The following is a 17,143-nucleotide window of genomic DNA, read 5'->3' as shown; positions in this document are numbered from 1 at the left end:
TAGGTGAGGGCGCCAGGGGTGCGTCCGTCAGCGCTTGAGCCATTCCGCCGAGCCCCCGAGTACGCCCTTGAACAGGGCCGCGTCGGTGAGGTCGGCGGGGGCCGGGCCCGCGTGGAAGAACGCGGCGTTCTCGGCGTCCAGCTTGCGGAGGTAGTCGAAGCCCTTGGCCTCGGTGTCGCCGAACGCCACGAACTGCCAGAACAGCGGCAGCCGGGCGGCCTCGGCGAGGGCGGCGGTGGCGGCGGTCTTCGCCTCCGGGGCGCCGTCCGTCTGGAAGATCACGAGGGCGGGGCCGTCGTAGCTGGTGGAGTGCTTCTCGTAGTGGTCGACGACCTCTTCGATCGCGCGGTGGTAGCTGGTGCGGCCCATGTGGCCGAGGTCGGCGTGCAGGGCGTCGACCTGGCCGTCGATGGCCTCGGGGGTGAGCTCGCCGGTGCCGTCGATGTCGGTGGAGAAGAAGACGACGGGGACGGTGGGGGTGGCCCCGGGGTCGAGGTGGACCGCCAGCGCGAGGGCCTGCTCGCCGAGCTTCTGGGCGCTGCCGTCCTTGTAGTACGGGCGCATGGATCCGGAGCGGTCGAGGACGAGGTACACCTTGGCCCGTGCGGCCTCCGGGACCTCGGCCTTCTTGAGGGCGGTGGCGGCGGCGCGGTGGGGGACCTTGAGCTTCTTGAGCTGGGCGGGGGTGAGGGCTTCGCGGTCCTCGCGGTCCTCGCGGTCCTCGCGGGGCGCGGTGGGGGCGGCTTCGGCGGAGGGCTCGGGCTCGGCGGCCGGGGCGGGGGCCTCGGCGGCGGGCTCGGACTCGGCCGGGGCGGGGGCCTCGGTGGCGGGCTCGGACTCGATCTGGGCCGGGGCCTCGGCGGCGGGCTCGGGGGCCGGGGCCTCGGGGGCGGCAGCGATGGGCTCGGCCTCGGGGGTGGGGTCGGCCTCGGCCTCGGCCTCGGCCTCGGGCTCGGGCTCGGCGGAGGCGGCGGCCTCGGGCTCGGCGGGAGCGGATGCGGCCTCGGGGTCCGTGTCGGTGTCGGCCGTGGGCTCCGGGGTGGTGGACTCCGGGGCGGTGTCGCGGTCGGTCTGGGCGGGGAGGCGGCCCTCGGCGGTGGTGGCGGTGGGTGCCGGGAGGTCTTTCGGGGCGGACTGGGCCGGGACGGCGGGGGTGGGCTCCGGTTCGGGCTCCGGTTCCGGTTCCGGCTTCTGCTCCGGTACGGGAGTGGCTTCCGGTACGGACTCGGCCTGCGGGGCCGGAGTCTCGGCCGGTACGGGCTCGGCCTCCGCAGAGGAGTCCGCTTCCCGTGTCGGCTCGGGCTCGGCCTCCGGGGTGGGGTCCGCTTCCCGCGTCGGCTCGGGGGACGTCTCCCGTACGGGCTCGGGGGCCGGGGCAGGTGCCTCGTCCCGGACAGGTGTGGCCTCCGGGGCGGGGGCCTCCTCCCGTGCGGACTCGATCGGCGGCTTCGGCGGGGCCGTGCGCTTCGGGTTGTCGAAGGCTTCGGCGACCAGGTCCGCGGCCAGGGAAGAGGAGGCGGTGGCCCGGGACGGGGCCGAACTCACCTGGCCGGAGGGCTCGTTCGCCCCGGCTTCGGCCGGCTCCGTGCGCTCGGTCTGGGCCGGGAGGGACGGCGCCGCCGCCGTCGAGGTCTCGTCGACCTGTTCCGTCCGACCGCCAAACACCTTGCGCAGCAAGCTCCGAATGCCCATGGGCGAGGCCTTTCGAGTGAGTTGGGTGCGTTGTATGTCCGTACTGGAGGGATTGATCCCTGACCAGGGGTGACACGTAAGGTTAGCGGCCGCTTTTGCACGGGTGGAGCAGTGGCCGGGGCCGGGGCGGGCAGGGACTTCCGGGCCCATGATTGCGCCGCATGGGTGGCGTTTGTCCGAAGAACTGCGAATCGGGGTGGCGGTCCGTGCGTTCCTGTGCGTCCTCCGCATCATGAGGAAAGTACGAAAACCGGACATCCCGGAACGCGTACTCCTCATGCCCGCAAGCAGACTGACGCACCCTCAAGGAGCCGTGCCATGAAGACGATGTGGACCGCACTGATCAGCGCGATTGTCGCGCTCCTCGCGATGCTGGGCTTCGCCGCCCCGGCGTCCGCCTCCGCCGCCGCCCCGAGCGACCGCTCCTCCGACGCCCCGCAGCCGGCCGCCCCCGCTGCCGAGCGCGCGGACACCCCGGCCGGGACGGCGTCGGTCGAAGCACCGACGGCGACCCGTTGGAGGGCGGACGTGCCGACGCGCTCCGTGCCGCCGACGATGAAGCAGCGGATCGGCGCCGAGGCGCACGGCGGCTCCCCGTCGGCCCGCAAGGTCCCGGCCCTGGACGCCCTCGACGGACTGGCCGGCCTGGGCCGCATCCTGCCGGACGACGCGTCGGTGAAGGCCACGTCGCAGGGCGAGAGCGACGCCGCCGCCAAGGCGTACGTCGCCGCTGCGTGAGGTGCGGTACGTTCCCGGCCCGCCCGGCACACGTACCGCCGCATCCGAGTCGTACCGCAGAACCCCCAGCCCTGCCCCAGTCCCCCCGAGCCGTACCGTGACCGGGCGAACTACTTCGCAGCGCCACCGGTCGAGAGGGTGCCGAGCCGGAACTCCAGTCCGTCCAGGACGCGTTGGAGCCCGTAGTCGAACTTCTCGCCCCGGATCTGCTCCGCGGTCTTTCCCCGGTAGTTGTCGTGTCCCTCCCGCAGTCGCGGAAGTTCCTCCGTGGCGGCAGCGGCGACGCCGGTCAGGCTCGCGATCCACTCCTCCTCCGTCATGCCACTGCGTGCGATCAACGACAACTGCGCGGCCTCGCTGGTCGCGTACCCGATGACGTACGAGAAGACCGCGCTGAGGGCGAGATCGGCCTCCTCGGCGGCGAACCCCGCCGTCGCGATGATGTCGGCCAGTCGCTCCGTCATGCGCAGCACGTTCGGCCCCAGGTGGACAAGGCCCACCTGGCCCAGTACCGAGGCCATCCACGGGTGGCGGATCGCCATCGCGCGCACGCTGTACGCGCTGCGGACCGCGGCCTCGCGCCAGTTCAACTCCCCGGTGACCGCCGGGACTTCGAGTTCTCCATAGATCTCGTCCACGACCAGCTCGATGAGTTCGTCCTTGTTGGCGACATGCCGGTAGAGGGATGTCGCGCCGGCGCCCAGACGGGTGCCGAGCTTTCGCATGCTCAAGGACTCGATGCCGTCGGCGTCCAGCAGCAGTACCGCCTCCGCGACGATCTGCTCCCGGCTGAGCTGCTCGCGCTGCTTGGGGCGCGGGCGCGTCCACACGGATGCGACGGGCTGCGCTGCTGACCTGGCCGTTTTCTCGGACGCCGCCATGTTCGGGCCCTCCCTCTGTCTCGGTCTGCCCCTGTCTCGCGGGCGTCTGCTTCTGCTTCTGCTTCTGCTTCTGCGATCCACCGTAGCGCACGCTGTTTGCCTCTTGCGTACACCGTGCGCCGTGCGTACAGTGTTCGCAACGAGAGAACGGCGTACTCAGCGCCCCGCAATTGGGCTTCGGACAACGGAGGTTGGAGATGGAAACGCTCAAGTCGGCGGCACAGGAAGCCGGTTCGGTGGCACGCAATCCGCGACGCTGGATCATCCTGATGGTGCTGTGCCTGGCCACGCTGGTGCTGGTCATCGACAACATGGCGCTGACGGTCGCAGTCCCGGCCCTGACCGAGGACTTGGGGGCGACGCCGCAGAACATCCAGTGGGTGATGGAGAGTTACATCCTGGTCTTCGCCGGACTGCTCCTGACCTCCGGCAGCCTCTCGGACCGCTTCGGCAGGCGGAAAGTGATGGTCCTGGGACTGGCGCTCTTCGGACTCGCCTCGCTGGCAGGGGCGTTCGCGTCCGACCCGGGCCAACTCATCGCCGCACGCACGGTGATGGGCATCGGCGGCGCGCTGATCATGCCGAGCACGCTCTCCATCCTGATGACCGTCTTCGATGCGGACGAACTGCGCAAGGCGATGGCGGTGTGGGGCTCGGTCTCGATGCTGGGTCTGATCGGCGGTCCGGTAATGGGCGGCGCGCTGGTGACGCACTTCTCGTGGGGCGCGGTGTTCCTGATCAACGTGCCGGTGGCGGTCGTCGCGATCCTCGCCGCGCTGTTCCTGATGCCGGAGTCGAAGGGCGCGTGGAAGAAGGCGGACCCGGTCGGGGCGCTCCTCTCGGTGATCGGCATGGTGGCACTGATCTGGACGATCAACGAACTGCCCAAGGGCGGGCTCTCGAACGCCGGCACCGTCGTCTCGCTGATCGTCGCGGTGGTCGGGCTCGGCGCCTTCGTCGCCTGGGAGCTGAAGGTCGACGAGCCGATGGTGCCGCTGCGGCTCTTCCGTGACCGCAACTTCGCGGGCGGCAGCCTCTCCCTCACCCTGGTGCAGGTCGGCAACGGCGGAATGCTGCTGGTCGTCACGCAGTACGTGCAGTTCGTGCTCGGGTACTCGCCGACCGAGGCGGGTTCGGCCTTCATCCCGATGGCGGTGGCGGCGCTCGCCTTCAACGGGCTCGGTGCGACGCTCGGCCAGAAGATCGGCAACCGGGCGATGGCGGCGATCGGCCTGCTGGTCCTGGCGGGCGGGTTCGTGCTCCTGGGTACGGTCGACCAGGGCGACAGCTTCCTGATGCTGGCGGCGGCGATGGTGGCGGTCGGCGCGGGTGCCGGGCTGGCGATGCCGGCGGCGATCACCGCGCTGATGGGGGCCATTCCGGCGGAGCACGCGGGGGTCGGGTCGGCGCTGAACGACACGATCCAGCAGGCGGGGGCGGCGCTGGGGGTCGCGGCCCTGGGGTCCATCCTCACCACCGGGTACGCGGCGGCCATGCCGGAGTCGGCGCCTGCTGCGGCGAAGCACTCGATCGGGGAGGCGCTGGCGATGGGGGACTCGGGGCTGGCCCAGACGGCGCGGGACGCCTTCACCTCCGGGGTCGGGACGACGTTCCTGCTGAGCGCGGCGGGCGTCCTGGTTGCGGCGGCGGTCGCCTTCCTGATGATGCGCGACCCGAAGCCGGCCCCGGCTCCGTCGGCTGCAGCCCCGACCCCGGACCAGTCCCTCCTGACCACGGCCTCCTGACCCTCCCGCCCTCCCGGGCCCGCCCCTCGGACCGCACACCGGTCCGGGGGCCGGGCCCTTTGGCGCGCCCTTTAGGGGCGCGGGGAACTGCGCGACCAGCCACGACGCTCCCGCACGGAACCGGGTCCCCTTGCCCCGCGGGTTTAGGTGAAGGGGCGGGGCTGGGGCCTCCTTGGCCCAGCGGGCCGGGGCTTCACGTGCCCGGTGCCGGGAGGCGCCCCGAGGGCCTGGGCCGAGCGCACCCGGCGTGCAAGGTGCGGGCAGGGGCCGGTACCGGGGCGGGCCCGGATCGGGCGGGCCGCCCCCTTGCCCGCCCGTCCCGCCCCCGGGGGGCGGCCCCGCCGCCCAAGGCGGCGAGGGGAGGGAGGGGGCGGCCCCGCCGCCCAAGGGGGCGAGGGGGAAGAGGGAGGAGACGGGCGGCCCCGCCGCCCAAGGGGGCGAGGGAGAAGGGGAAGGGGGCGGTACGCCGTCCAAAGGGGAGGGGGCGGGCCCGGTGCCCAAGAGGGGAAGGGGGGTGGCCCCGATGTTCAAGGGGGCGGAGTGGGACGCAGTCCCGCGCCAGGCGTGGACCGGTTGGTTGGACTTCACCCGGCGTTCACCCCGTGGGCCCCCCGCACACCCCCCACGCCCCCTAGTGTCACCGCCGTGACCGGGCCGAACCCCCGGATTCGTACGCACAAACCCGTACGCACTGATGACCCGGAGGGGACCCGACCCGTGCGCAACCTGCTGCCGCTGCTCAACCCGTCGCCGCACGCAGGCGGACGTTCCGCCCTGACGTGCCGTTACCGCTGCGGTGACGCCTGCTTCCAGGAAGTCCCGAACACCAGCGACAACGAGTACGTCGGCGACATCATCGCGGGCACGCTCTCCCGCCGCTCGATGATGCGCGCCGCAGCCGTCGTCACCGTCGCCGCGACGGCGGGTGGCGCGCTCGCGGTCGGCACCGCCCCCGAGGCGGTCGCGGCCCCCGCGGCGGGCCACCGCCCCGGAGGCGGCCACGGCCACGGAAACGGCAAGCCCAAGGCCGCCAAGGGCCTCCGCTTCACCCCCGTCGCCCCGAACAAGGACGACAAGGTCACCATCCCCGAGGGCTACGAGCAGAACGTGGTCATCAAGTGGGGCGACCCGATCCTGCGCGGCGCCCCCGCCTTCGACCCGGAGAACCAGACCGCGAAGGCCCAGGCCGGCCAGTTCGGCTACAACAACGACTTCCTCTCCCTGCTCCCCCTGCGGGGCGAGTTCGGCAGCCGCGAGCGTCAACTCCTGGTCGCCAACCACGAGTACACGGACGAGAACCTCATGTTCCGCGGCTACGACCCGCAGAACCCCACCCGCGAGCAGGTCGAGATCGCGTGGGCCGCGCACGGCCTGGGTGTCGTCGTGGTCGAGGAGAACCGCCGGAATGCCGGGCTCACCGCCGTTCCCCGCCACCACCTCAACCGCCGTATCACCGTCAACACCCCGATGAGGCTCACCGGCCCGGCCGCCGGATCCAAGTACCTCCGTACGTCCGCCGACCCGACCGGCACCAAGGTCTTCGGCACCTTCGCCAACTGCGCGGGCGGCACCACCCCGTGGGGCACCACGCTCCACGGCGAGGAGAACTTCAACGGGTACTTCGCCAACGCCGACCACGACAAGAGCCCCACCGACAAGCGCTACGGCCTCCAGAAGGGCGCGTCCGAGCGCAAGTGGGAGCGGTTCGACAAGCGCTTCGACATCGCGCAGGAGCCCCAGGAGTCCCACCGGCACGGCTGGGTCGTGGAGCTGGACCCGTACGACCCGGACTCGACCCCGCGCAAGCGGACCGCGCTGGGCCGCTTCAAGCACGAGGCCGCGCAGCCGCGCCTGACCGACGACGGCCGCCCGGTCGTCTACATGGGCGACGACGAGCGCTTCGACTACCTCTACAAGTTCGTGTCGTCGAAGCGGATGCGCAAGGGCAATTCCCGCGCCGCCCGGGAGCACAACCTCACCCTCCTCGACGAGGGCACGCTGTACGTCGCCAAGCTCACCGGCGACAGCCCGGCGGCCGAGATCGACGGCACCGGCAAGCACCCCAGCGACGGCGAGTTCGACGGCTCCGGCACCTGGATCCCGCTGGCCACCGGCACGAAGTCGCACGTCCCGGGCATGACCGCCGAAGAGGTGTACGTCTTCACGCGCCTCGCGGGCGACAAGGTCGGCGCGACGAAGATGGACCGCCCCGAGGACGTCGAGCCGTCCCCGCGCACGGGCCGCGTCTACGTCGCCCTCACCAACAACACCGACCGCGGCAAGCCCGGCAAGCCGGGTGCGGACGAGGCCAACCCGCGCAACCTCAACAAGCACGGCCAGATCCTCGAACTCGCCGAGCGCCGCAACGACCCCACGGCCACCACCTTCGCCTGGCGTCTCTTCCTGGTCGCGGGCGACCCGAAGGACCCCGCCACCTACTTCGCGGGCTTCCCGAAGGACAAGGTCTCGCCGATCTCCTGCCCGGACAACGTCGCCTTCGACGCCCACGGAAACCTCTGGATCTCCACGGACGGCAACCAACTCGGCTCCCACGACGGCCTGTTCGGCGTCGCGACGGCGGGCGAGCGGCGCGGCGAGCTGAAGCAGTTCCTCACCGTCCCCAAGGGCGCGGAGACCTGCGGCCCGCTCATCCAGGACAGCCGCGTCCTGGTCGCGGTCCAGCACCCGGGCGAGCTCGACGGCGCCACCGTCGAAAACCCCCTCTCCGCCTGGCCCGACGGCCCCGGCAAGATGGTCCGCCCGGCGGTCGTCTCCGTCTGGCGCAAGGACGGCCGCGACATCGGCGTGTGACACCCACTCCTACGCGGAGCGCCCGGCGGCCCTCACACCGCCGGGCACTTCGCGTTCTTCGGGGGCACGCCCGTGACCAGGGTGTTCAGGAGGTGGCCGGTGACACAGGGGTTGCCCTTGAGGGTCATGTTGTGGGTGGTGCCGCCGACGCGGAGGAGTGCGGCGGGATAGCGGGTGCCCACGTGCCAGGCGTTCAGCATCGGGGTGCGGGGGTCGCGTTCCGTGTTGACGAGAAGGGGGCGCGGGGTGGCCTTGAGCTTGGCCGGCGGGAGCTTCTTGAGGGTCAGGGGGCCCAGGGTGCCGGTGGGGCTCTGCGGCCACTGGGCGCACGGGGCGTAGGCGGCGGCGAGGGCCGGAGCGGCGTCCGGCTTGCCGCCCGCCTTCGCGGACTTCGTGATTCCGTCGAGGAGGGCCTTGGTGTCGCGGGGCCAGGCGAAGTCGTTGCAGTGGTTGGCGAGGGTGAGCGCGTAGGAGGCGGGTGTCGCCCTGTCGGCGTCCGCGACGTCCTGGGGGAAGCCCTTCTCGGCGTACCTGCGCAGTTCCGAGTAGGCGGGGTGCTCGGGGTCCTTGGTGCCGTCGAGCGCGAGGTCGACGGCGCGCGAGAAGCCGGGCCAGTCCGCCGGGTCGGCCATGACGGCGTACGCGGCCTGCTGGAGGTTGGGGGCCTTGCGGGCGACCTGGTCGAGGAGCTTCTGCGGGTCGGGCGAGAGCGCGCACTCCGCCGGGCCGGCCGCGCTGCACCAGGCGCGGAAGCCCGCCGTGTAGGCGCGCAGACGGGCCGCGTACGGCGTGGACTTGGAGAGGTCCTGCGTGCTGCTCACCGCCTCCGGGCTCTTCGCCGCGTCGACGGCGTGCTCGGTGCCGGTGCGGTTGGGGTCGTACGTCGAGTCCAGTACGGCGGCACGCACCCGGGTGGGGTGCGCGGCCAGGTAGTCCTGGCCGAGCAGCGTCCCGTACGAGTGGAGCAGGAGGTTCAGCTTGTCCTCGTGCAGGGCGAGCCGGATGGACTCCAGGTCGGCGGTGACGTCGGCGGTGCCCAGGTGGGCGAGCAACTGGCCGTATTTCGCCTGACAGTTGGCGATGTACGTCTTGGACGCCTCGGCGATGGGGGCCGTGTCCTCGGGGGTCCCGGGGAGCTTCTTGGCGGTGCCCAGCGAGGCGATCGGGGCCGGGGCGGGGCCGCAGTCGACGGGGGTGGAGCGGCCGGTGCCGCGCCGGTCGAAGCCGACGATGTCGAACAGGGCGCGCACGTGCGGCGGGAGGGCGTTGGCGGCGGTGTAGAGGCCCTGGAGGCCGAGGCCGCCCGAGTCCATCACCAGCACGCCGACGCGGCGCTTGCGGTCGGTGGCCGGGATGCGCGAGACGGCGAGGTCGATCTTCCCGCCGCCCGGCTTGGCCGCGTCGATCGGCACCTTGAGGGTGGTGCACTCGCGGGTGGGCTGCCCGGTGACGGGGCAGTCGTCCCAACGCGCTTCGGGGGCGGGGACGTCGGGCCGCGCGAGGTTGGCGGTGGCGGAGTCCTGGGGCTGCTCGGGCCCGCCGCAGGAGGTGAGCGCGAGGGCGGCGGCGAGGACGAGGGCGGCGCGGACCTGCGCCTTTCGGCTGATCCTGCTCCTGCCGACGCTTCTGTCGCCGCTCCTGTCGCCGCTCCTGCCGCTGCGCGCGCGGCTCTTCGGGCTGCTCGCGTCTGCCTCTGTTCGTGATCGCACTGCGCACCCGGTCCCTTCGCCGGGCAGGGGCCATGAGCGCCCGGAACGCAGCAAATGGTGCCACGAACGGGTGATCGAGTGAGAACCAGGTGCGCGGACCGTGACAGGGTCGTGAACTTGGGCGGAGGGCCGGGAGGGGCCCGAGCGTCAGTTGAGGTAGCCCTCGACCTCGTTCGCGGGACGGGCCTTTTCCGTGGTGGGGTCCTCGCCGTATTCGGAGCGGGCGCGGCGGCGTCGCAGCAGGTCCCAGCACTGGTCGAGCTGCACTTCGACGGCGGCGAGGCGGCTGCGGTCGGCCTCGGAGAGGCCGCCGGGGTGGCCGCCCTTGGAGGCGGCGCGTTCGCGGAGTTCGTGCTCTTCGGCGACGAGGCGGTCGATGCTGCTGAGGAGCTCGGGGTTGTCGGGGCTGGCGGGGTTGTTGGAGCTGTCGGGGGTGCTGGGCGTGGTCATGGGCGGGGGCTCCTCCGTCAGGGTCGGGGGGTGCTGTGTTCAGCCTGGCGGAGAGGCGGCGGGGGCGCGAGTCGTGGCGGTACGGGGAGGGGGCGGGGGGCCGAGGGGGCGTCGCCCCCTCCCCGAACACCCGTCAGCCGTGCCGCACGGCCTTGCCGATGTCCGCCTTGACCTCGCCGCCGAGGGCCCGGTTGCTCTTGGCCACGGCCGTGCCGTCCTTGCCCGCCGCCACGTCCTTGACGTTGACGACGACCGCGTCCAGCAGATTGCCGCCGCTGTCGCGGAAGTTGACCTGGACGAGGTAGGTCTGCGCCTTGGTCTCCTTGTTGGTGGCGGTCACCTCCGCCGTGCTGCGGTCGCCGTCCTCCTTGACCGCGCCGACCTTCACCTCGTCCTTGGCGTCGGCGCCGTCCTTGACCTCCTTGAACTTCTCCTCGGCCGAGGCGGAGGCCGACGCGTACGCCTCCTTGGCCTTGTCCGCCGCCTCCCCGGCCTTCGCGGTGGCGGACGCGGCGACGTCCCCGGCCTTCGCGGTGGCCGAGGCGGCGACGTCCCCGGCCTTCTTCGTGGCGTCGGACACGGCGTCCCCCGCCGACTTCGTGTCGTCCCCGCAGGCGGAGACGCCGAAAGCGAGTACGGAGGCCAGGACTGCGGCGCCTGCGGCGCGGGTGATCTTCATGCCGGTCACCTTGCGTGCGCCGCCGCGTCCTCGCGAGCCGGCTGGTCCGAAGGGGTGCCGGAATTCACCCGTCTCCCCCGCAGCCACCACCCGCCGCCCGCCGCGAGCGCGACCGCGAGCCCGCCCAGGCCCAGCCACCACGCCGCCGCCCGCAGGCTCCCGGTCAGCGTCGAGTAGACCGCCTCGCCGGCTGTCCGGCTGACGTCCTCGGGCAGGTGGGAGAGGGCCAGGTTGTGCACCACCGCGAGGGCGAGGGCCAGGATCAGCGCCCCGAGGACAAAGGCACCCCCGGCCATCGCGACGGCCGGCAGCCTCCTTCCTCGTACGGACACGACGACCGCTCCCGCCACCAGCAGCACCGCCGCCACCGGCGCCCACCACGCGGCCGACTCCAGGAAGGCGTACGCCGACCGCCAGGTGTCGAGCTGGTCCGTCTCGACCAGGGTCAGATCCGTGTGGACGACCGGGATGCGGCCCGCGAAGGGCACCCCGTCGTCCTTGAGCTGCTGCTTCAGCTCCTCCGTGACGGGCGCGAGGTCGAGCACGACCCGGTCGCCGCTGCCCTGCGGGGCGTCGAGCGCGTCACGGAAGGCGTCGTGGGTGACGCGGTTGACGGTGTTCCAGGCCTTCTGGAAGGGCGGGGTGCCGGTGAAGGAACGGGCGGCCTCGCCGATCAGCCGCTCGGCACCGTTCTGGAGCGGGCCGAGATCGACCTGCTTCATGATTTCGCTGGTCAGGCGGGTGGAGACGGCCTTCTGTACGTCGGGGTCCTCGGCCAGTGGGGCCATGGTGGAGACGTACCGCCCGGTGTCCTCGACCTCGACGTCCGCCCACATGGCGACCGCGCCGAGCGGCACGAGCAGCGCCACGAGGGCGAGCAGGGCGGCGGGGAGCAGGCGGCGCAGCAGCATGCGTCCCAGCCAAGCGGGGCCCGTACGGCCGCGCGAGCGGAGCGCCGCCGTAGTGGTGACCGGCGTTCGGGACCTTGATCCACTTGCTGCCTCCGCCGACCGGGTGTGACCTGGTGGGGCGAACTTGCGAACCCGGGGGCCGAATCGTCTGACGGACGGAGCTGTCATGGGAGCACACGCAGCGGTACCTGTACGGAACGCGGGCTACGGCCGCGCGGTCGGAGTGACCCGGAGCACCGCCACCCCGCGCATCATCGGCGGCCTCTCCGCCACCCTCGGCCTGATCTACGGCCTGTACGTCGGCCTGGTCGACCGCAGGGGCGGCGAGCTGACGGCGGGCAACGTGTGGCTCGGCCTGCTCTGCGGCATCCTCTTCGCCGCCCTGTTCGCAGGCGTCTGGACGGCGCTGCGGGCGGGCTCGCCCGCGCTGCGGGCGGTGGGCTTCGGCGTGCTGACGGGGGTGGCGATGGGCTTCCTGTCCAGCAGGGGCGACGGCAGCGTGCTGAGCTCGGCGGGGCTGGGGCTGGCGGTGGGGGCGGGGATCGGGGTCTCCGCGTACTACTACTTCTACGCGCGGACGGACTGACGCATCCACGCGCGGACGGACTGACGCATCCACGCGCTGACGGACTGACGCATCCTCGCGGGACGGACCGACGCATCCTCGCGGGACGGACCGACGCATCCACGCGGGACGGACCGACGCATCCGGCCCGCGACTGCGACAACCGCGCGCAGAAAAATGCGGGGAGGCGCACAACTCCGTTCGGGTACGGTCGAATTGGCGGCATTGCGTGCGGTTCGGCTCCCGGTGCCGTAGAACACCAGTCTGAACCGGCTGAACCAGCTGAACCGGCTGAAGGAGCAAGGAAGTTGATCCCCTCCGTCACAGGAACAGACGCCTCCCGACCGGGCCCCCCGCTTGCGGACGCCGACCTCGCCATCCGCACCCACGACCTCGTCAAGGTCTTCGGCGACAACCGCGCCGTCGACGGAATCGACCTCGCCGTCCCCGCAGGCACCGTCTACGGGGTCCTGGGCCCGAACGGCGCGGGCAAGACCACGGCCGTGAAGATGCTCGCGACCCTCCTGCGCCCCGACGGCGGCACGGCCCATGTCTTCGGCAAGGACGTGGTGAGGGAGGCGGACGCGGTACGTTCCCGGGTCAGCCTCACCGGCCAGTACGCGTCCGTGGACGAGGACCTCACCGGCACCGAGAACCTGATCCTCCTCGCCCGCCTCCTCGGCCACTCCAAGTCCAACTCCCGTGCCCGCGCAGCCCAGTTGCTGGAAGCCTTCGGCCTCACGGCGGCCGCCGCGAAACAGGTCAAGAACTACTCCGGCGGAATGCGCCGCCGTATCGACATCGCCGCGTCCATCCTCAACACGCCCGACCTGCTCTTCCTGGACGAGCCGACGACGGGCCTCGACCCGCGCAGCCGCAATCAGGTCTGGGACATCGTCCGGGCGGTCGTCGCGCAGGGCACCACCGTCCTCCTCACCACCCAATACCTGGACGAGGCAGACCAGTTGGCCTCCCGGATCGCCGTCATCGACCACGGCCGCGTGATCGCCGAGGGCACCAAGGGCGAGCTGAAGGCCTCCGTCGGTTCCGGCTCCGTACATCTGCGGCTGCGGGATCCTGAGCAGCGCCAGGAGGCGGAACGCATCCTCGCCGAGTCGATGAAGGCGAACGTCCAACTTGATCCGGATCCCGTTGCATTGACGGCCACCGTCGACGGGAGCGACACCGACCAGGGCGCCGCCGAACAGGCCGCCCGCGCCCTCGCGGCCCTCGCCCGCTCGGGCATCACGGTCGACAGCTTCGCCCTCGGGCAGCCCAGCCTGGACGAGGTCTTCATGGCCCTCACGGACAAGAAGGGGGCGACGGCATGACCACCGACACCGACACCGGGACGGTGAAGGGCACCGTCGAAGATCTCGACGCCCTCGTCAAAGCGCCCAATGCCGACGAACTGGCCGCCCTCCTGGTCGCCAAGGACCGCCCGCCGCGTCCCAGCGCCCTCACGTCCTCCCTGACCTTCGGCTGGCGCGCCATGCTGAAGATCAAGCACGTGCCGGAGCAGCTCTTCGATGTCACGGCGTTCCCGATCATGATGGTCCTGATGTACGCCTACCTCTTCGGCGGGGCGCTGGCGGGGTCGGTCTCCTCGTACATCCAGTTCCTCCTGCCCGGCGTCCTGGTCATGTCCATCGTCATGATCACGATGTACACCGGGGTGGCCATCAACACGGACATCACCAAGGGCGTCTTCGACCGTTTCCGTACGCTCCCGATGTGGCGTCCGGCTCCGATGGTCGGCTATCTGCTGGGTGACATCGTCCGCTATCTGATCGCCTCGGTGGTGATCCTGGTCGTCGGCCTGATCATCGGCTACCGCCCGGCCGGTGGAATCCTCGGCGTGCTCGCCGGGGTGGCCCTGCTGATGGTCTTCTCCTTCGCCTTCTCCTGGATCTGGACCATGTTCGGGCTGATGCTGCGCTCCGAGAAGTCGGTGATGGGCGTGAGCATGATGGTGATCTTCCCCCTCACCTTCCTCTCCAACGTCTTCGTCGACCCGAAGACGATGCCGGGCTGGCTCCAGGCCTTCGTCAACAACAGCCCGGTGTCCCATGTGGCCACGGCGGTACGGGAGTTGATGGCGGGTCATTGGCCGGGGGCGGACATCGCGTGGTCCCTGGGGTGGGCGGCGCTCTTTCTGGTGGTGTTCGGGGCGGCCACCATGCGCCTCTACAACCGCAAGTGACCTTCCCGGCCCCGGGCTCCCGGGGCCGGGAAGGGGTGCGGCCGTCTACTCCCCCCGCACCACCGTCACCGGCACCGGCGAATGCTGGACCACATGCAGCGAGACCGACCCCAGGACCGTGGCCTTCAGGCCGCTGTAGCCGCGGGCGCCCACCACCAGGTGGGCGGCGGACTCGGCCTGCTTGAGGAGGGCCTCGGCGGCGTTGCCCTTGTGGGTCTTGTGGGTGACCTGGGTGGCGGCCTCCGCGCCCAGAGCCCGTTCGACCGTTTCCGTGAGGACCTTCGCCGCCTCGCGTTCCGGGTCGTACGTGGCGGTCTCCGGGGTCAGGCCGCCCCAGACGGGGTACTCCCAGGCCGTCACCGCGACCAGTTCCGCGCCGGTGAGGCCGGCCTGGCGGGCGGCCCAGTGCAGGGCGCGCACGGACTGGTCCGAGCCGTCCACGCCGACGACGATCTTGCCTTCTGCCATGGTGGCGTCCTTCCGGGATCAGTTCTTTCCGGACAATCTACGTGAAACGGTCGATTCGGTCAGTCGAAGCGCAGGTCCGAGAGCTGCTGGGCGAAGGGGGTCAGGTCGTCGGCGGGCGTGGTGCGCGGGCCGGCGGTCCGCATCTGGGCGGCCAGCTCCGAGGCCGCCCGCTTGATCCGGCCCGGCAGGTGGGCCGTGAACGCGTCGCCCTCGCCGCCCCAGTCCTCGGAGGCCGCGAAGACGGAGGTGGGGACCGTCAGGGCGTGGAGGTAGGAGAAGAGGGGGCGGATCGCGTGGTCGAGGGCGAGGGAGTGGCGGGGGGTGCCGCCGGTCGCCGCGATGAGGGTCGGGGTGCCGGTCAGCGCGTCCGGGTCGATCAGGTCGAAGAAGGACTTGAACAGGCCGCTGTAGGAGGCCGCGAAGACGGGGGTGACTGCTATGAGGCCGTCCGCCGAGGAGACGGACTCGATGGCCTTGTGCAGGGGCTCGTTCGGGAAGCCCGTGACCAGGTGGTTCGCGATGGCCGTGGCGAGTTCGCGGAGTTCGATGAACTCGACCGTGGCGGACGGGAGTTCGGCGCGGACCGCTTCCGTCAGGCGGTCCGCGAGGAGGCGGGTCGAGGAGGGCACGCTCAGGCCCGCCGAGACGACGACGAGGTGCTGGGTCATGACGCGTTGGCCTCCTTGGGGGCGGAGTCGGAGTCGGCGAGGGCCTGGGCCACCCGTGCCGCGTGGGTCGGGGCGTCCGGGACGTTCGCCGGGCGGTTCTTGGCGAATTCGGCGCGCAGGACCGGGACGACTTCCTCGCCGAGGATGTCGAGCTGTTCCAGGACCGTCTTCAGCGGCAGGCCCGCGTGGTCCATCAGGAAGAGCTGGCGCTGGTAGTCGCCGAAGCTCTCGCGGAAGGTGAGGGTCTTCTCGATGGCTTCCTGCGGGGAGCCGACGGTGAGCGGGGTCTGCGAGGTGAAGTCCTCGAGGGAGGGGCCGTGACCGTAGACCGGGGCGTTGTCGAAGTAGGGGCGGAAGCGCCGCACGGCCTCCTGCGAGTTCTTGTGCAGGAAGAGCTGGCCGCCGAGGCCGACCATGGCCTGGTCGGGGGTGCCGTGGCCGTAGTGCGCGTAACGCTCGCGGTAGAGGTTGATCAGCTTCCGGAAGTGGTCCTTCGGCCAGAAGATGTTGTTCGCGAAGAAGCCGTCGCCGTAGTAGGCGGCCTGCTCGGCGATCTCCGGGGAGCGGATCGAGCCGTGCCAGACGAACGGCGGGACGCCGTCCAGCGGGCGGGGCGTGGAGGTGAAGGACTGGAGCGGCGTACGGAACTTGCCCTCCCAGTTCACGACCTCCTTGCGCCACAGCTCGTGGAGCAGCGCGTAGTTCTCGACCGCGAGCGGGATGCCCTGGCGGATGTCCTTGCCGAACCACGGGTAGACCGGGCCCGTGTTGCCGCGGCCCATCATCAGGTCGACGCGCCCGTCGGCCAGGTGCTGGAGCATCGCGTAGTCCTCGGCGATCTTCACCGGGTCGTTGGTGGTGATGAGGGTGGTGGAGGTGGAGAGGATGAGGCGCTCGGTGCGGGCGGCGATGTAGCCGAGCATGGTGGTGGGGGAGGACGGCACGAAGGGCGGGTTGTGGTGCTCGCCGGTCGCGAAGACATCGAGGCCCACCTCCTCGGCCTTCTGCGCGATCGCCACCATCGCCTTGATGCGCTCGTGCTCGGTCGGGGTCCGGCCCGTGGTCGGGTCCGGCGTGACGTCGCCGACCGTGAAGATTCCGAACTGCATCGCGTTCATCGAGGCACCCGCCTGTCGAGAGTCTGTTGAAAGTTGAACAAACCCAAGAACGGGCGGCCCCCGCGATCTATTCCCGGGGCCCCGCATCGGTTCCGTACGCCGGGAAGTCCCGTACGGCCGCCGGAAAGTCCCGTACGAACGTCGCCCCCGCCCCACCTCGCTCGTCACGCCCGCCGTTCCGGCCGTCCTGGTCGGCGTGATCGCGGGCGTCTACCCCTCGGTCCGTGCCGCCGGGCTCCCCCTGACGGAGGCCCTCTCCGCGACGTGAGCGAGCGCCCCTTCAGGGGCGCGGGGAACTGCGCGAGCAACCACCCACTCACCCGCACGGAACCGCCCATTGCCCCGCGGGTTTAGGTGAAGGGGTGGGGTTGGGGATCCCTTGCCCCAGCGGGGCGGGGCCGCGCCTTCCGGCCCCGGCGAGGGGGCCCAGGCCCCGGATGCCTTCAGCCCCGCCCAGCTCGGCCAAAGAGGCCCCAGCCCCGCCCCTTCACCTAAAGCGCTCGGC

15 protein-coding genes are annotated in these 17,143 nt (G+C 71.6%); 6 read left to right on the top strand and 9 right to left on the bottom strand.

Annotation, left to right across the window (positions count from 1 at the left end; all coding sequences use genetic code 11):
• Nucleotides 1–27: 27 nt before the first annotated feature.
• Nucleotides 28–1,692 carry a VWA domain-containing protein gene (locus IE269_RS09775; protein WP_189822426.1) on the bottom strand — a complete coding sequence of 555 codons (1,665 nt, stop codon included), beginning with the start codon at nucleotides 1,690–1,692 and terminating at the stop codon, nucleotides 28–30.
• A 318-nt stretch (nucleotides 1,693–2,010) separates the two neighbouring features.
• On the opposite strand from IE269_RS09775, the gene IE269_RS09770 reads away from it, so the two are divergent.
• The gene (locus tag IE269_RS09770; RefSeq protein WP_189822779.1) at nucleotides 2,011–2,430 is read left to right on the top strand and encodes a DUF6344 domain-containing protein; all 420 of its coding nucleotides are present in this window, start codon (nucleotides 2,011–2,013) and stop codon (nucleotides 2,428–2,430) included.
• A 110-nt stretch (nucleotides 2,431–2,540) separates the two neighbouring features.
• Here the strand turns inward: IE269_RS09770 and IE269_RS09765 are convergent, their stop codons facing one another.
• Nucleotides 2,541–3,311, bottom strand: coding sequence for a TetR/AcrR family transcriptional regulator C-terminal domain-containing protein (locus IE269_RS09765; protein WP_189822425.1), 771 nt, complete (start codon nucleotides 3,309–3,311; stop codon nucleotides 2,541–2,543).
• Nucleotides 3,312–3,508: 197 nt separating this feature from the next.
• On the opposite strand from IE269_RS09765, the gene IE269_RS09760 reads away from it, so the two are divergent.
• On the top strand, nucleotides 3,509–5,056 hold the full coding sequence (locus IE269_RS09760) for an MFS transporter (protein ID WP_189822424.1): 1,548 nt from the start codon (nucleotides 3,509–3,511) through the stop codon (nucleotides 5,054–5,056).
• 717 nt (nucleotides 5,057–5,773) lie between these two features.
• Nucleotides 5,774–7,867, top strand: a complete 2,094-nt coding sequence (locus IE269_RS09755) for a PhoX family protein (RefSeq protein WP_189822423.1) — start codon at nucleotides 5,774–5,776, stop codon at nucleotides 7,865–7,867.
• Nucleotides 7,868–7,899: 32 nt separating this feature from the next.
• Here IE269_RS09755 and IE269_RS09750 read toward each other — a convergent pair whose 3' ends face one another.
• The 4 genes from IE269_RS09750 to IE269_RS09735 all read right to left on the bottom strand — a co-directional run bounded on the left by IE269_RS09750 (nucleotide 7,900) and on the right by IE269_RS09735 (nucleotide 11,616).
• On the bottom strand, nucleotides 7,900–9,576 hold the full coding sequence (locus IE269_RS09750) for an alpha/beta fold hydrolase (protein ID WP_189822422.1): 1,677 nt from the start codon (nucleotides 9,574–9,576) through the stop codon (nucleotides 7,900–7,902).
• 147 nt (nucleotides 9,577–9,723) lie between these two features.
• Nucleotides 9,724–10,026 (bottom strand): DUF2630 family protein, encoded by a 303-nt coding sequence (locus tag IE269_RS09745; RefSeq protein ID WP_189822421.1) that lies wholly within the window; start codon nucleotides 10,024–10,026, stop codon nucleotides 9,724–9,726.
• 133 nt (nucleotides 10,027–10,159) lie between these two features.
• Nucleotides 10,160–10,705, bottom strand: a complete 546-nt coding sequence (locus IE269_RS09740; protein WP_189822420.1) for a hypothetical protein — start codon at nucleotides 10,703–10,705, stop codon at nucleotides 10,160–10,162.
• Between the two features lie 5 nt (nucleotides 10,706–10,710).
• Complete coding sequence (locus IE269_RS09735) at nucleotides 10,711–11,616, bottom strand: hypothetical protein (protein WP_189822419.1); 906 nt, start codon at nucleotides 11,614–11,616, stop codon at nucleotides 10,711–10,713.
• A gap of 166 nt (nucleotides 11,617–11,782) precedes the next feature.
• On the opposite strand from IE269_RS09735, the gene IE269_RS09730 reads away from it, so the two are divergent.
• The 3 genes from IE269_RS09730 (at nucleotide 11,783) to IE269_RS09720 (ending at nucleotide 14,384) form a co-directional block, all read left to right on the top strand.
• Nucleotides 11,783–12,202, top strand: a complete 420-nt coding sequence (locus IE269_RS09730) for a hypothetical protein (RefSeq protein WP_189822418.1) — start codon at nucleotides 11,783–11,785, stop codon at nucleotides 12,200–12,202.
• A gap of 290 nt (nucleotides 12,203–12,492) precedes the next feature.
• Complete coding sequence (locus IE269_RS09725; RefSeq protein ID WP_189822755.1) at nucleotides 12,493–13,512, top strand: ATP-binding cassette domain-containing protein; 1,020 nt, start codon at nucleotides 12,493–12,495, stop codon at nucleotides 13,510–13,512.
• Nucleotides 13,509–14,384 carry an ABC transporter permease gene (locus tag IE269_RS09720; protein WP_189822417.1) on the top strand — a complete coding sequence of 292 codons (876 nt, stop codon included), beginning with the start codon at nucleotides 13,509–13,511 and terminating at the stop codon, nucleotides 14,382–14,384. Before IE269_RS09725 ends, IE269_RS09720 begins: the two co-directional genes overlap by 4 nt.
• A gap of 45 nt (nucleotides 14,385–14,429) precedes the next feature.
• On the opposite strand, the gene IE269_RS09715 is transcribed toward IE269_RS09720, so the two are convergent.
• From IE269_RS09715 to IE269_RS09705, 3 genes are read right to left on the bottom strand one after another with little or no spacing between them, the layout of a single operon-like run.
• Entirely contained in the window at nucleotides 14,430–14,852 is a 423-nt protein-coding gene (locus IE269_RS09715; protein WP_189822416.1) for a universal stress protein, read from the bottom strand.
• 59 nt (nucleotides 14,853–14,911) lie between these two features.
• Entirely contained in the window at nucleotides 14,912–15,520 is a 609-nt protein-coding gene (locus IE269_RS09710) for an FMN reductase (RefSeq protein ID WP_189822415.1), read from the bottom strand.
• Nucleotides 15,517–16,629, bottom strand: coding sequence for an LLM class flavin-dependent oxidoreductase (locus IE269_RS09705; RefSeq protein WP_189822414.1), 1,113 nt, complete (start codon nucleotides 16,627–16,629; stop codon nucleotides 15,517–15,519). Before IE269_RS09705 ends, IE269_RS09710 begins: the two co-directional genes overlap by 4 nt.
• Nucleotides 16,630–17,143 lie beyond the last annotated feature (514 nt).

Origin of the sequence: Streptomyces spiroverticillatus, assembly GCA_014650415.1 — a bacterium.
Lineage (GTDB): Bacteria > Actinomycetota > Actinomycetes > Streptomycetales > Streptomycetaceae > Streptomyces > Streptomyces spiroverticillatus.
Note: the sequence above shows the minus strand (reverse complement) of the source record. Positions and strands in the feature narration are given on the sequence as shown.